The 14,762-nt window shown below is 70.6% G+C and carries 13 protein-coding genes; 6 read left to right on the top strand and 7 right to left on the bottom strand.

Annotated elements, in window-relative coordinates; translation table 11 throughout:
* Nucleotides 1-99: 99 nt before the first annotated feature.
* The 4 genes from ABTX60_RS04195 (at nt 100) to ABTX60_RS04180 (ending at nt 5,715) form a co-directional block, all read left to right on the top strand.
* Nucleotides 100-3,588, top strand: coding sequence for a DNRLRE domain-containing protein (locus tag ABTX60_RS04195; protein ID WP_352095532.1), 3,489 nt, complete (start codon nt 100-102; stop codon nt 3,586-3,588).
* Between the two features lie 382 nt (nt 3,589-3,970).
* Nucleotides 3,971-4,378 carry a hypothetical protein gene (locus ABTX60_RS04190; RefSeq protein ID WP_352095531.1) on the top strand — a complete coding sequence of 136 codons (408 nt, stop codon included), beginning with the start codon at nt 3,971-3,973 and terminating at the stop codon, nt 4,376-4,378.
* Between the two features lie 33 nt (nt 4,379-4,411).
* Nucleotides 4,412-4,936: a thiol-disulfide oxidoreductase DCC family protein gene (locus tag ABTX60_RS04185; RefSeq protein WP_352095796.1), complete on the top strand. Its 525-nt coding sequence runs from the start codon at nt 4,412-4,414 to the stop codon at nt 4,934-4,936.
* Between the two features lie 32 nt (nt 4,937-4,968).
* On the top strand, nt 4,969-5,715 hold the full coding sequence (locus ABTX60_RS04180; RefSeq protein ID WP_053674623.1) for a TetR/AcrR family transcriptional regulator: 747 nt from the start codon (nt 4,969-4,971) through the stop codon (nt 5,713-5,715).
* Nucleotides 5,716-5,730: 15 nt separating this feature from the next.
* Here ABTX60_RS04180 and ABTX60_RS04175 read toward each other — a convergent pair whose 3' ends face one another.
* From ABTX60_RS04175 to ABTX60_RS04165, 3 genes are all read right to left on the bottom strand, one after another.
* Nucleotides 5,731-7,284 (bottom strand): ABC transporter substrate-binding protein, encoded by a 1,554-nt coding sequence (locus ABTX60_RS04175; RefSeq protein ID WP_352095530.1) that lies wholly within the window; start codon nt 7,282-7,284, stop codon nt 5,731-5,733.
* A 179-nt stretch (nt 7,285-7,463) separates the two neighbouring features.
* Nucleotides 7,464-8,822, bottom strand: a complete 1,359-nt coding sequence (locus ABTX60_RS04170) for a metallophosphoesterase (RefSeq protein WP_352095529.1) — start codon at nt 8,820-8,822, stop codon at nt 7,464-7,466.
* Nucleotides 8,823-8,845: 23 nt separating this feature from the next.
* Nucleotides 8,846-9,085, bottom strand: a complete 240-nt coding sequence (locus ABTX60_RS04165; RefSeq protein WP_003992504.1) for an SCO4848 family membrane protein — start codon at nt 9,083-9,085, stop codon at nt 8,846-8,848.
* Nucleotides 9,086-9,176: 91 nt separating this feature from the next.
* On the opposite strand from ABTX60_RS04165, the gene ABTX60_RS04160 reads away from it, so the two are divergent.
* Complete coding sequence (locus ABTX60_RS04160) at nt 9,177-10,481, top strand: D-alanyl-D-alanine carboxypeptidase family protein (RefSeq protein ID WP_352095528.1); 1,305 nt, start codon at nt 9,177-9,179, stop codon at nt 10,479-10,481.
* On the opposite strand, the gene ABTX60_RS04155 is transcribed toward ABTX60_RS04160, so the two are convergent.
* From ABTX60_RS04155 to ABTX60_RS04140, 4 genes are read right to left on the bottom strand one after another with little or no spacing between them, the layout of a single operon-like run.
* The gene (locus ABTX60_RS04155; RefSeq protein WP_352095527.1) at nt 10,429-11,346 is read right to left on the bottom strand and encodes a YihY/virulence factor BrkB family protein; all 918 of its coding nucleotides are present in this window, start codon (nt 11,344-11,346) and stop codon (nt 10,429-10,431) included. The genes ABTX60_RS04160 and ABTX60_RS04155 overlap by 53 nt on opposite strands.
* Nucleotides 11,334-11,786 (bottom strand): GtrA family protein, encoded by a 453-nt coding sequence (locus tag ABTX60_RS04150; protein WP_352095526.1) that lies wholly within the window; start codon nt 11,784-11,786, stop codon nt 11,334-11,336. Before ABTX60_RS04150 ends, ABTX60_RS04155 begins: the two co-directional genes overlap by 13 nt.
* Nucleotides 11,783-12,727, bottom strand: a complete 945-nt coding sequence (locus tag ABTX60_RS04145; protein WP_352095525.1) for a decaprenyl-phosphate phosphoribosyltransferase — start codon at nt 12,725-12,727, stop codon at nt 11,783-11,785. Before ABTX60_RS04145 ends, ABTX60_RS04150 begins: the two co-directional genes overlap by 4 nt.
* The gene (locus ABTX60_RS04140) at nt 12,720-13,241 is read right to left on the bottom strand and encodes a phosphatase PAP2 family protein (protein WP_352095524.1); all 522 of its coding nucleotides are present in this window, start codon (nt 13,239-13,241) and stop codon (nt 12,720-12,722) included. The genes ABTX60_RS04145 and ABTX60_RS04140 overlap by 8 nt, the downstream gene beginning before the upstream one ends.
* Before the next feature lie 133 nt (nt 13,242-13,374).
* Between ABTX60_RS04140 and dprE1 the strand changes: the two genes are divergently transcribed.
* Nucleotides 13,375-14,757: a decaprenylphosphoryl-beta-D-ribose oxidase gene (gene dprE1, locus ABTX60_RS04135; protein WP_352095523.1), complete on the top strand. Its 1,383-nt coding sequence runs from the start codon at nt 13,375-13,377 to the stop codon at nt 14,755-14,757.
* The last annotated feature ends 5 nt before the right edge of the window (nt 14,758-14,762 follow it).

Below are 14,762 nucleotides of genomic sequence, written 5' to 3'. Positions count from 1 at the left end.
GGTGACGACGGATTCCTCATAGGTCATCATCGGCTGGCCCGGCTGCGCCCTGTCGCGCGCCGGTACCAAGGGGGACTAGGGGGAAGGGGAACCCGCCCGATGACGCGCAACTGGCGCTCGAGGCCCGGCCGTCGAGGCGGTGTGGCACTGCTCGCCACCGCAGTCGCCGCGACCGGCATCGTCTACGCGGGACTGCGACTGGACGGCGGTCCCGCTCAGGACGACCGCGACCACCGGTCGGGCTCGAGCACCGTCATGGAAGCCGACGCCCTCAAGCAGGCGGCGCGGACCGGGAAGCCCGTCGAGGTCACGGCCGACCGCACCGCCCGTTCCACGACGTGGGCCCGGCCGGACGGCTTGATGGCCAAACAGCTCCACTCCACGCCCATGCGCGCCAAGGTGGGCGGCGAGTGGAGGAAGATCGATCCGAATCTGCGCCGCACGGGGAGCGGGTGGGAGCCGAAGGCCACCAACACCCGCATGGTATTTTCGCCCGGGTCCGGGGGGCAGGGCGGGCAGCGGGCCTCCCGCTCCACGGTGCGACGCGTGTCCCTGGTACGGCAGACAGTCGCTGACGCCACGGAAAATCCTCTGGCCACTCTGTATGTCGGCGCCGGTGGCGAGTACAAGATCCAGCTCACCTGGCCCGGCCCCGTCCCGACCCCCATCATCGACGGCAACCGTGCGCTCTATCCCGAGATCTTCCCCGGCGGGGACCTCGTGCTCACCGCCGACGACGACGGCTTCGGTCAGCTGATGGTGCTGAAGAATCGTCAGGCGGCATCCGACCCGCAGGTCCAGCAGTTGGTGTACGGCCTGCATTCCGCCCAGCTGACTTTCCGTCTCGACCCGGTGACCGGAATCGTCAGCGCCGAGAACGCCGATGACGAAGAAGTCGCGATGTCGCCCACACCACTGATGTGGGACAGCAGCGGACAGCCGGCCGTCACCGATGGCGGTGTCGGGGCGACGGCCCAACCGACCGGGTCCGAGACCCCCGACCCGGCGGACACAGGCGGGCTTCCGGACGAGAGCCCGAGCCCGAGCATCGAAGAGGAAGCTGTCGAGTCCGACGAGCAGAGCGACACGGACGTCGAGGCGCTCCCTTCGGCGAGCGACAATTCCGCCCCTGAACCTGCAGAGTCGCCGCTGCCCTCCGCGCCGGCGGAGCCGACTCCGGCACCGTCTCAGTCGGGGCCCGCCGCGACGCTCGCTCTGCCCTCTCTGGAGGGTCCTTCTCCCGACTCCCGGGGTGAACTCGTCGAGGCGGACCTGTCCACCGGACAGTGGAAACTCACACCGGACAAGGACTTCCTCGACGACCCGGCCACCACGTATCCGGTGTTCATAGACCCGTCCGTCAAAAAGCACACCCAGGACTGGACCACCGCCTACAACCGCCACCCCAACGCCACGTTCTACAACGGCAAGGGCTTCAACAAGGGCGGCACCCACGAGGCGCGCGTCGGCTTCGAGTCCGACACCTGGGGCACCTCCCGCTCGTTCTTCAACATCTCCTTCGACAAGGACCTCAAGGGCACGAAGATCACCAAAGCCAAGCTGCGGCTGCTCGAGTCCTACTCCTGGTCCTGCAGCGCCCGTTCGATGAGTGTGCATCTCACCGGAGAGATCGACTCGCACACCAACTGGAAGAACGCCCCCAAGCTCCACGACGGCAACAAACTGGCGACGAAGAGCTTCGCGCACGGCTACAAGTCCGGCTGCCGGGACGCCTTCGAGACCTTCGACGTGAAGAAGGGCGCGCAGAAGGCAGCGGACAAGGGTGACGACAGCATCACCTTCGGGCTGCGCGCTCGCGACGAGAACTCCCAGTACGCATGGAAGAAGTTCCACGCCAATCAGGACTACGCGCCTGTCCTCGAGCTGGTCTACAACCGCCGGCCTTCTGTCGTCTCGAACTCGTTGGACATGGGCCCGGACGGCAAGTGCACCACCACCAAGCCGTACGTCCGCATGGGTTCAGGTGCCCTGACCTTCACCGCGAAGGGCACCGACAAGGACAAGAACCTGGACTACCTCGACTTCGACCTCTGGCCGACCGGACAGTGGGATTCAACCGGAGATCTGCTCGGCTCGACCGGCAAGGTTTCCGTCGGAGGCGATACCGGTACGGCCCTGCGGTCGACGAAGGAGTTCTCCACGAGCAAACTCAAGAACGGGACCACCTACTCGTGGCGGGTCCGGGCCATCGACGATGCCGGCACGACGTCGTCGTACTACCCGGTCAAGACACCCTGCCGGTTCGTGCTGGACACCTCCGCGCCCCGGCCGCCGGTGGTCAGTTCCACCGACTACCCCAACGCGGACGGCAACCAGAACGGCTTCGGCAACGACGCCGAGGACGCCAACTGGTCGGCCAAGAAGTTCGGCACTGCTGGATCGTTCACCGTGCGGGCCCTGAACAGTGACGTCGTGCGCTACGAGTACGGCTTCAATTCAGCCACCTACACCGGCAGCGTCGGGCGGACGAGCGGTACGGCGACAAGCGTGAGTGCCGCTCTGTCCGGGGCGAAGCCTCCGACTGCCGGCCCCAATGTCCTCTACGTCCGGGCCATCGACGGCGCGGGCAACCCCTCCGATCCCACGAAATACTTCTTCTACGTCTCCCCGCGGGACCAGGCCGACAGCCCCGGCGACTTCACCGGCGACAAGCTGCCCGACCTCATGGTGGTGACCGAGGGCGGCAACCTTGCCATGTACCCCTCCCAGGCCGACAAGGACGATCTCGTCAAGGGCACCGGCGACCTGGACTACTCGATGGCCGGGGCCTACCGGTCCAACCCCGACAAGGACCCCAACGGCGACGACCTGCCCCCGTACGTCCCCGCACCGTCAGGGCACTTCAAGGGAGCCCTGATCACTCACAACGGCGACATATACGGCGGTGACGGACTGCAGGACCTCGTCGTCCGCCTCTCCGGCAAGCTCTGGGTCTACCCCGGTGACGGCTACGGCGCCGTCAATGTCGACCGGCGCCGGGAGATCCTGCTGCCGGACGGGGCTCCGAGTCCCGCTGATGTCACCCAGATCGTCTGCGCGGGAGACGTGACAGGCGACGGCCGTCCCGACTTCTTCGCCACGGTGCGGAACAGCGCCGGCACCGACGACGAACTCTGGGCCTTCACCGGCTACCACGGCGCGACGGTGAGCCAGGCGGTTCGCCTCAACTCCTCCGCCTGGCAGGACCGCGACATCGTCATCACGCAGGACGTCTCCGGTGACGGCGTGACCGACCTCGTCTACCGGTCCGACGTCTCCGGGAAGTTGTGGCTCCGCAAGGGCATCGCCGCTTCCGGTGGCGGCGTCGATCTCAACTCACTGGCGACAGCGGCGAACTCCTCGGGCGGTGAGGACAACGAGTACGGCGCGTCCGGCTGGGCGAGCAGCGCCAAGCCGCATCTGATGGGCACCCCGAGTGCCAACGGCGACACTGTTCCCGACGTCTGGGCCGTCCTGGCCGATGGATCCGTGCGCTTCCACGCGGGCGGCAAGACCGCTCTGAGCGGTTCCGGCACGGAGGTCATCGCCCGGGCGGACTACTGGAAGACCCGTATCGGCATCGGGTGACGCGCCGAGTTCCCGGCCGGGGTCTGTTCCTTCCAAGGAGCAGACCCCGGCCGGTTCACAGCTGCCTCAGGATCGTGGGGCCCGTATCGGTCGCCCTCGTAGGGGAGGCAGCCCGTCGGTCGGGGCGTCTCGGGGTCGATCCGGCCGAGCGTGCGCACCGCGTAGCCGTTCAGCACGCGCTCGGTGCCCTCGGGCTGCACGCGTCTCTGGGAAGCCACCGGTGTCCGGGCCTTGCACTCCGCGAGCGTGTGTCGCTCCCTCGTCGCCGTACGTCCCCATGCCCATGCCCATGGCCGCACGAGGCGCCATCTTGAACATGTTCAAAAATAGGTCTACAGTCGTCCTCGACAGCGTTTTGAACGTGTTCAAGAAGGGTGGGGCAATGGACCGCACGGTCATCGCCTACGTCATCTACCTGCTGGTCAGCATCGGTCTGACCGTCTGGGTGGCCCGCACGCTCAGCCACAACGGGAGGGTCTTCCTCGCCGACGTGCTGCACGGCAACGAGAAGCTCGCCGACGCCGTCAACCACCTCCTGGTGGTCGGCTTCTACCTCGTCAACCTCGGGTTCGTCGCGCTCTACCTGAGCGACGACGAGACCATCACCGACGCACGCGGCATCTTCGAGGCCCTGTCGACCAAGCTCGGCGTGGTGCTGCTGGTGCTGGGCGTGATGCACCTGGCCAACGTCTATGTGCTCAACCGGATCCGGCGCCGGGGGGCCATGGAGCGGGAGCAGGTGCCGCCGGTCCCGCCGCAGGGCTGGGTCGCCCCGCAGCCGCAGAGCTGAGCGGAGGCCCACGTGAACGCCACCGGCACCAGCATCAGCACGACCGGAACGAACGGCACCGGCACCCACGCGGCCGCCCCGGTCCGCCGGCTCACCGTCCTGTACGACGCCGAGTGCTCCCTGTGCGCGTTCCTGCGCGACTGGCTCCTGCGGCAGCCGAAGCTGGTGCCGCTGGAGCTGGTCCCGGCCGCCTCCGAGGAGGCCCGGCGGCGCTTTCCCGGCCTCGACCACCGCGCCACCCTCGACGAGATCACCGTCGTCGGCGACGCCGGGCAGGTCTACCAGGGCCCGGCCGCCTGGGTGGTCACCCTGTGGGCGTTGCGCGAGCACCGGCCGCTCGCCCACCGGCTGAGCACCCCGTCCGGCGCCCTGCTCGCCAAGGGCGCGGTGCTCGCCGCCGCCAAGTGGCGCGGGGCGCAGTGGCACCGGGGACAGCGCGGCGGGGCGCAGTGGGGCGGCCGGGGCTACCGGCGGGCGGACGGCTGGTCGTACGACCCGGACGGCGGCTGGAGCTACACCGCGCCGGGCTGCGCCGACGGCACCTGCGCCCCCCGGTAACGGCACCGGTCCTGACGTTAGGCTCTCTTCCCGTGTCCGCGAAGAACGACGGCCCCGACGACGGCGCCCTCCCCACCAAGTCCGAGCAGACCCGCGCCCTGATCCTGGAGACGGCCATGCGGCTGTTCCAGGAGCGCGGCTACGACAAGACGACGATGCGGGCCATCGCCAAGGAGGCCGGGGTCTCCGTCGGCAACGCGTACTACTACTTCGCGGGCAAGGAGCACCTGATCCAGGGCTTCTACGATCGGATCGCCGCCGAGCACCAGGTGGCGGTCCGGGAGATCCTGGACCGGGAGCGCGACCTGGAGGCCCGGCTCGCGGGGGTGCTGCGGGCCTGGCTCGACATCGCCGCGCCCTACCACGAGTTCGCGGTGCAGTTCTTCAAGAACGCCGCCGACCCGGACAGCCCGCTCAGCCCCTTCTCCCCGGAGTCGGAGCACGCGCGCGAGGAGGCCATCAGCGTCCACCGGGAGGTGCTCGCCGGGGCCACGAAGACCAAGGTGCCCGAGGAACTGCGGGACATCCTGCCCGAGTTGATGTGGCTGTCCCAGATGGGACTCGTCCTGTACTGGATCTTCGACCGCACCGAGGGACGCGAGCGCAGCTACCGGCTGGCCGAGCGCGGCGCCCGGCTCACCGCACGGGGCGTCGCCCTGGCCCGCTTCCGGGTGCTGCGGCCGCTCGTGCGCGAGGTGCACGAACTGTTCACGGAGTTCCTGCCGGGGATGACGAACGCCATCCCCGACCCGGCGGCACGGCGGCGCACCGACTCCTGACAGCGGGACGGGCCGTCAGAGCGCGGTGAGGCTCCACAGGCGGAACACGCCCGTGCCGTCCGACAGGTACTGGCCGCCGCCGACGTCCTCGGTGGTGACGACGTACTCCTTGGCCTGCCACAGCGGCAGCACCGGGACGTCCTCGGCGACGGTCTCCTGCACCGAGCGGAAGTCCCGCTCGGCCTCGGTCCGCTCGGCGAAGCGCCGGCTGTCCTTGATGAGCCGGTCGACGGTCTTGCTGCTGTAGCCGGTGTTCATGGCGCTGCCGGTGCCGACGAGCGCGGCGCCGAAGGTGTCCGGGTCGGGGAAGTCGGCGACCCAGCCGACGGCGTAGGCGTCGAGCTTGCCGGTCGCCCACTGCTTCTGGAAGGCGGTCCACTCGTAGCCCTTGAGGGTGACCTGGAACAGGCCGCTCGCCTCCAGCTCCTTCTTGATCTCGGCCGCCTCCTGCTCACCGGCGCCGCGCCCCTTGGCGTAGCCGTAGGTGAAGTGCACCGGCAGGCTGACGCCGGCCTTGGTGAGGAGCTGCCGGGCCTTGTCCGGGTCGGGCTTCGGGTAGTCGTCGAAGAAGGAGGCGGTGTGCCCGGTCAGGCCTGCCGGGATCAGGGAGTACAGCGGGTCGACGGTGCCGTCGTAGACGGTGGCGGCCAGCTGCTCGCGGTCGATCAGCCAGGCCATGGCCTGCCGGACCTTCGGGTCGTGCAGCGGCTTGCCCGAGCGGGTGTTGAAGTACAGGTTCCGGGTCTCCGAGCCGTCCGCCTCGTAGACGTGCTGGGCGGGGTCGCTCGGGTTGAGTCCGGCGAGGACGCCGGGCGGCAGCTGGTCGGTCGCGACGTCGACCTGCTTGTCCTTCCAGGCGGTGTCCAGGGCCTGGGGGGTCGCGTAGTAGCGCAGCTCGACGGGCCGGCCGGTGCCGCTGACGGCGCCCCGGTAGTGCTGGTTGGGCGCGAGGACCGCCTCGTGGTCCTTTGTGTACGAGGTGAGGGTGTACGGGCCCGTTCCGTCGGCCCCGGCGTCGGTGCGCAGCTTGCCGGCCGGATACGCGGTGTGGTCGACGATCGAGCCGGCGCCGGTGGCCACCTTGAAGGGGAACGTCGCGTCCGGCGAGGTCAGGTGGAAGGTGACGGTCATGCCGTCGGCGTCCACGGAGCCGAGCGTGCCGAGCAGGGACGCCGGGCCGACGGGGGCCTTGATCCTCAGGATCCGGTCGAAGGAGTACTTCACGTCCTCGGCGTTCATCGCCCGGCCGCTCGGGAAGGTGAGGCCGTCGCGCAGCTCGCAGCGGTACGTGGTGAGGTCGCCGTGGACGAACGCGCAGCTCTTCGCCGCGTCCGGCACGGGGGCGGTGCCGCCCGGCGCGAAGGTCAGCAGCGACTGGAAGACGTTGCTGAACAGCGCCCAGGAGCCCGCGTCGTAAGCACCGGCGGGGTCGAGCGAGGTGACGCCGTCCGTCGTGCCGACCGTGATGGTCTTCCCGTCGCCCTTCGGCGGCAGGAACTGCCAGGCACCCACGCCCGCGGCGGCCAGGACCAGCAGCCCCGCGAGTATCCGTATGCGAACCGATCGCATCGGCTTTGCCCTCCCCAGACCCTCTTGGGGCCCTTGTGCGAATGCCACACCCCTTTGTGGCGGGCTCACCCAATCACAGAATTTTTGAGCAGGGGGAAGGGAGATCTTATGAGTTGGGAAAGAACTTACCGATGCGCCTTTCGGTCCGCTTTCACAGCGTCGGCACAGGGTGCGCGCGCTCAGGCCTGTTTCGACGCCAGCTCGATCACGGTGATGTCCGACGGTGCGCCCACGCGGGTGGGCGGGCCCCAGGCGCCGGCGCCGCGCGAGACGTAGAGCTGGGTGTCGCCGTAGCGGTCCAGGCCCGCGAGGGTGGGGTTGGCGCCGGCGGCGATGAGGTTGCCGGGCCAGAGCTGGCCGCCGTGGGTGTGGCCGGAGAGCTGGAGGTCGACGCCGTGCTCGACGGCGTCGTGGATCTGGACGGGCTGGTGGGCGAGCAGGACGCACGCGCGTGCGGTGTCCCGGTCGCCGAGCGCCTTCGCGAAGTCGGGGCCCTGGCCCTCGTCCTCGCCCGCGACGTCGTTGACCCCGGCCAGGTCGAAGTACGGCATCTCCCTGCGGGCGTTCTCCAGGGGGGTGATGCCCAGGCGGCGGACCTCCTCGACCCACTGCTCGGCGCCGGAGAAGTACTCGTGGTTGCCGGTGACGAAGTACGCCCCGTGGCGGGCCCTCAGCTGGGCGAGCGGGGCCGCCGCGGGGCCGAGGTCCTTCACGCTGCCGTCGACCAGGTCGCCGACGACCGCGATCAGGTCGGGCTGGGTCCCGTTGATCGTGTCGACGACCCTCTGCGCGAAGCCGCGTCCCAGGACCGGGCCGAGGTGCACGTCACTGACCACGGCGATCCGGTACCCGTGCGCGGCGCGCGGCAGCTTGGCCAGGGGCACGGTGACCCGCTTGACCTTCGGCCCGCGCAGCACACCGTAGGTTCCGTACCCCACGGTCCCGACGGCGGCGGCCGCGGCGGCCCCGGCGACGACCCGGGAGACGAAGAGGCGGCGGGAGGGACCGACGGGGGCGGGGTGGGCCGCGGTGGTGAGCCGCTGGGGTGCGCCATCGGTGCCGGGTGCCGGATCCGTCGGCGGGTGCGGGGGCGTCGCAGGGGCGCCTTGGCCGGGCCGGGGCGCGGCTGCCGGTGCCGTCGCGGGCTCGGGTGCGGGCGTCGCCGTGGTGGGCGCGCCGGTGTCGCTCCGCTGTAGGCCCTGGCCCGTCCGTCTCGCCCGGTGTTCCAGGAAGCGGCGCAGGAGCGGGCGGACGATCTCACCGGCCACCACCGCCAGCAGCAGGTATATCGACAGGGCCAGCCACAGGAAGCCCGGCCAGGCCAGCACCTGCTGGAGCCAGAAGGGGGCGCCGGAGCGTTCGGCGACCAGCGCGGTGATCACGAGGACCCAGCCGCCGGCGATGAGGACCGCACCCGCCCGGCGGACGAGACCCGGGCCGCCGGTCGTGTCGCGGAACAGACGGCGCCACACGTACCAGTTGGCCGTCACCATCACGGCCAGGACCAGCACGGCGACGAGTACGAAAACGATGACCACGGTGTCGTGTCTCCCGATCGCCGTTATGACGTCCGGCGCAGTGCGCGCAGACCACGCAACCCGATGGCCCCGATGACCGTCCCCAATACGAAGGAAACGACGGCGAGCAGCAGGTGCACCCAGAAGTAGGCCGTGGGACGACCGTCGTCGAAGGCGAGCCCGCTGCCGTCCTTGACCAGGTTCTTGACGAAAGTGATCCAGATGACCCAGCTCCACACCCCGAAGGCGAGCAGGAACCAGGAGACGGGGCGGCTGAGCTTCATGCACCCAGTATCGCCAGGCCGTGTCCGGTTCCGTTCGCGGGGTGGGGCCGGAGACGGGACTTCCCCCCGTACGGCATGTACGTTTCCGACCGTGCCCGCTCCGAAGCAGACCACCAGGCGATCCCTGTTGGTCACCTCCGCCGTCCTGTCGTCCCTCGCCCTGGCCGCACCCGCCGCCGTCGCCGCCCCGAAGCCCTCGGACAGCCCGTCGGCGAGCGCGAGCCCCTCGGCCACTCCCCCGGCCTCGATGTCGAGCGTGGGCGGCGCCCGGCTCGGCAAGCCGGGCACGCAGGTGAACCTGGCGGGCGGCGTACCTGCGCTGCCGAAGGACCTGAGCGCGCGCTCCTGGATCGTCGCCGACGCCGAGTCCGGAGACGTGCTGGCCGCGCACAACGCGCACTGGCGCCTCGCCCCGGCGAGCACGCTGAAGATGCTGTTCGCGGACACGCTACTGCCGAGGTTCCCGAGGGACACCGAGCACAAGGTCGTCCCCTCCGACCTGGCCGGTATCGGCCCGGGCTCCAGCATGGTCGGGATAAAGGAGGACGAGACGTACACCGTCCACGATTTGTGGCTCGGTGTCTTCCTGCAGTCCGGCAACGACGCCGTGCACGTGCTGTCCGCGATGAACAAGGGCGTCGACAACACCGTCAAGGAGATGAACGAGCACGCCGAGGAGCTCCAGGCCCTCGACACGCACGTGGTCAGCCCGGACGGCTACGACGCGGAGGGGCAGGTCTCGTCCGCCTACGACCTGACGCTGGTCGCCCGCTCCGGGATGCAGAAGCCGGACTTCCGCGAGTACGCCTCGACGGTCACGGCGAAGTTCCCCGGCGAGACGAAGAAGAACAAGAAGGGCAAGAAGGTCCGTAAGCCTTTCGAGATCCGGAACACCAACCGGCTGCTGGCCGGTGACGTGGACGTGCCCGTCTACCAGGGCATCGCGGGCGTCAAGAACGGCAACACCACCAACGCCGGCGCCACCTTCACCGGTGTCGCCGAGCGTGGCGGCAAGGTGCTGCTGGTGACGGTGATGAACCCAGAGAAGCCCGAGCACAACGAGGTCTACAAGGAGACGGCCCGGCTGTTCGACTGGGGCTTCAAGGCGGCCGGGAAGGTGCAGCCGGTGGGCGAACTCGTGCCGCCCAAGGGTGCCGAGCAGGCCAAGCCCGGCGCGAACCCCTCGGGCGAGGCGGGGGGCTCCGGGGACGGCGGCGGCACGGCCGGGACCGGTTCGAAGCCGGTGGCCGGCGCCCCGGCCGCGGACGGCTCCAGCGGCATCGGCACCGCGCTCGGCATCACGGGTGGGGTGCTGGTGCTGCTCGCGGGCGCCGCGTTCCTCGTCAACCGCCGGTGGCCACTGCCGGATCTGGTGCGCCGCCGGACCCGGCCGTGAGGTCCGGGACCTCGTCCTCCTTGCTCTGCGTCGCCGTCCAGGCGGCGCAGAACAGCACCAGTTTCGAGGTGAAATTGATCCACAGCAGCAGCGCGACGGGCACGCCGAACGCGCCGTACATGCTCTTCGCCGCCACGCCCTGCAGATAGCCGCTGAGCAGCAGCTTCAGCAGTTCGAACCCGATCGCTCCGGTCAGCGCCGCCACGACCAGGCGGTGGCGGGTCGGCTCGACGCCGGGCAGCAGCGTCAGGACGTAGAGCAGGAGCAGGAAGTTCGCGAGCACGGCGATCAGGAACGCGGCGATGTGCAGCAGGACCCCGCCCCAGCCGCCCTCGTCGATGCCGGCTTCCTTGATGATCCAGCCGATCATCGCGGAGGCGACGGCGGAGGCGGCGATGGTGACCAGCAGCGCGCCGCCGAGGCCGATCAGGACGCCCGCGTCCTTGCCGTAGCGCAGGGCGGGGTTCTCCTCCTCGTCGGACAGCTCCCACACCGCCCGCAGGCACTCGCGCATGGAGCCGGCCCAGCTGACGCCGGTGAAGAACAGCAGGGCGCCCGCGATGAGCCCGATGGTGCCGGCGTTGTCGACCAGTCCGGCGATGTCGAGCTGGTCGGAGATGCCGGGAACCTGCTCGGCGAGCTTGTCCTGAAGCTTGTGCTCCTGCGCGGTGCTGAGCGTGGCGGCGGCGATGGTGGCGGACACCGTCAGCAGCGGGAACAGCGCGACGAAACTGGTGAAGGTCATCGCGGCGGCCAGCCGCGTCCACTTCACGCGGTCGAGCCGCTCGTACGACCGCCACGCGTGCGTGATCATCAGCCGCTCCGCCCACGGCCCGATCACCGGGAGTCTTTTCAGCCAGTCCATGATCCGACTCTGCCCTCCGCCCGGAACACCCATGTACGGGTACCCCAGAACCGCAGGACTGTGGCCAGCGCCATACCGACGACCGCGCCGGAGAGGGTGTCCGCGCGCTGCGAGGTGAGGCCGAGGCCGTAGTGGCTGACGGCCAGGCAGAGCAGTTGCAGGGCGGCTCCTGCGAGGTTCACCGCGAAGAACACGGCGTACCCCCGCAGGCCCGGTGCGCGTGCGGTGCGGTAGGTGCCGAGGGCGTTGCCCGCGTAGGCGACCGTGCAGGCGGCGAGGAAGGACAACGACTTGGCGGTGATCGGGTCCAGTCCGGCGGGGCCGCGCAGGGCGGTGAACAGGACGAGGTCGACGGCGTAGGCGAGGAGACCGACGGTGGCGAAGCCGAGCAGTTCCCGGCGGCCCGGGAACCTGGGGCGCCGCCACGCGCGTGTGGTCACCAGTTCGCCACGGCCAGGCCGTACATCGCCACCCAGGCGATGCCGATGAGTGCGAGGGCGCGGTCGCCCAGGACGACGTCCTCGGGTTCGCCGGCCGTGCCGCGGTCGGCGAAGACGGCGTAGCGGAGGATCGCCAGGATGAAGGCGACCATGGACAGTTGACGCCACGGCAGCACGCTGGTGTGCGGGACGCCGCCCTCCTCCATGGCCCACAGGCAGTATCCGAGGACGGCCACACCGGCCGCGAGCTGCCAGACGAAGCGGAGGTAGCCGGTGGTGTACTCGGTGAGCAACGCGCGGGTGGCGCCCGCTTTTCCGGCCATCTGGACGGCTTCCGAGTAGCGCTTGGCCGACACCATGAACAGGGCACCGAAACCGGTGGTGATCAGGAACCAGCGCGAGAGCGGGATGCCGAGGGCGAGTCCGCCGACCATGGCGCGCATGAGGAAGCCGGTGGTGACCACGGCGAGATCGACGACCAGGACGTGCTTGAGGCTGACGCAGTAGGCCAGTTGCATGACGAGGTAGGCGGTCAGCAGGGTGGCGACGGCGGGGCCGCACAGCCACGCCGCGGCGGCGGGCGCGAGGACGCCCAGGCAGCCGCCGACGGCGTAGGCGACGGGTACCGGGACCTGCCCGGCGGCGACCGGACGGTGCCGTTTGACGGGGTGGGCGCGGTCGGCGTCGGCGTCGCGGGCGTCGTTGACGAGGTAGACGGCGGCGGCGCAGGCGGTGAAGAGGCAGAAGACGAGGGCCAGTTGGAGCAGCGCGTGCCGGGAGAAGAGCTCGCCGGCGGCGGCCGGGGCGGCGACCACGAGGACGTTCTTGACCCACTGCTTGGGGCGCGCGGTCCTGAGGAGACCGGCGAGGAGACCACCCCTGCGGGGTGGTGCGGACCGCTCGTCGTGGGTGCGCTGGCGGAGGACGGCCGCCTCAGTCATGGTGGGCGCCTTCCCGCATCCAGCGGGCGCCGAGCCGGGCCGTGAGGGCGCCGAGGGCCGCGCCGGCGGCGATGTCCGTGGGGAAGTGGACGCCGGCCACCAGCCGTGAGACGCACACCAGCCCGGCGAGCGGCGGGACCGCGTGGGCGCCCAGGGCACCGAAGGCGACGGCCGCGGCCGCCGCGGAGGCGGCGTGCGAGCTGGGGAAGGAGTGCCGACCGGCGGTGCGCACCAGGGGAACGACATGAGCGGGGCGCGGCCTGCGCACGACCCGTTTCACCCCCATGCTGACCAGGTGCGCCCCCGCGGTCAGTGCGGTGCCGCGCAGCCAAACGGCGCGGCGCCCGCCGTCGACGGCTGCTCCGGCGAGCCCCGCCGCCAGCCAGAGCGCCGCGTGCTCCCCCGCCCAGGACAGGGCACGGGCGGCGCCGGCGACGCGCGGGTCGGTGCCGCACTCCCTGAGCGCCGAAACGATCCGGTGGTCCATGTCGTGCAGGTCGTCGAGGTCGTCCATGTGGACTCACTGTTCACGCCCTTCGGGCCTGAACTCCGGCAATATTGGGCGACATCCCATTAATCACCCATTTCGGGGAGGGATGCCATGTTCGCTAACTATTCGCTCACAGTTGGGCGATACGGTCACGGACATGTCTGCCGACACCGATTCCGACCCGGACGTCATGGGCCTGGACCACACCACCGTCACGGGCTGGGGCCGCACCGCCCCCACCGCCGCCTGGCTGATCCGTCCGCGGACGTACGAGGAGGCCGCGGCGGCCGTCCGGGACTGCGGGGCGCGCGGCGGGATCCCCCGGGGCCTGGGACGGGCGTACGGGGACGCGGCACAGAACGCGGGCGGGTCCGTGCTCGACATGACGGCCCTGGACCGGGTGCACGCGATCGACGCCGACGGCGGGACCGTGCTGTGCGACGCGGGCGTCTCTTTGCACCGGCTGATGGAGGTGCTGCTGCCCCTCGGCTGGTTCGTGCCCGTCACCCCCGGCACCCGCTACGTCACCGTCGGCGGGGCGATCGGCGCCGACATCCACGGCAAGAACCACCACGTTTCGGGGTCCTTCTCGCGGCACGTGCTCGCCCTCGAACTGCTCACCGCCGACGGCGGGATCCGCACGGTGGTCCCCGGCACGCCGCTGTTCGACGCGACGGCCGGCGGCATGGGCCTGACCGGCGTGATCCTCACCGCGACGATCCGGCTCCAGCCCGTCGAGACGTCGCTGATGTCGGTCGACACCGAGCGGGCGTCGGACCTGGACGACCTGATGGCCCGGCTGACGGCCACCGACCACCGCTACCGCTACTCGGTCGCCTGGATCGACCTGCTGGCCCGGGGCGCCGCCACCGGGCGCGCGGTCCTCACCCGCGGCGACCACGCCCCACTGGACGCGCTCCCCGCCCGCCTGCGCCGGGACCCGCTCGCCTTTCGCACCGCCCGACTCCCGGCCGCCCCCGCGATCCTCCCCGAGGGCCTGCTCAGCCGGACGACCGTGGGCCTGTTCAACGAGCTCTGGTACCGCAAGGCCCCCCGCGCCCGCACCGGCCAACTCCAGCGCATCTCCTCGTTCTTCCACCCCCTGGACGGCGTACCCCACTGGAACCGCGTCTACGGCCGCGGCGGCTTCGTGCAGTACCAGTTCGTCGTCGGCCACGGCCGGGAGGACGCGCTGCGCCGGATCGTGCGCCGCATCTCGGAACGCCGCTGCCCGTCCTTCCTGGCCGTCCTCAAGCGCTTCGGGGAAGCCGACCCGGGGTGGCTGTCCTTCCCCGTGCCGGGCTGGACGCTGGCGCTGGACATCCCGGCGGGCCTGCCCGGCCTCGGCGCGTTCCTCGACGAACTGGACGAGGAGGTAGCCGCCGCGGGCGGCCGCGTCTACCTCGCCAAGGACGCCCGGCTGCGCCCGGACCTGCTCGCGGCCATGTACCCGCGTCTCGGCGACTTCCGCGAGCTGCGCGCCCAACTGGACCCGCGCGGGGTGTTCGTGTCCGACCTGGCCCGCCGCCTCAGTCTCTGAGCAAC

The organism is Streptomyces sp. NPDC126510 (genome assembly GCF_040302345.1).
GTDB lineage: Bacteria > Actinomycetota > Actinomycetes > Streptomycetales > Streptomycetaceae > Streptomyces.
The sequence above is the reverse complement of the archived record's forward strand: the minus strand, read 5'-3'. Positions and strand labels throughout refer to the sequence as shown.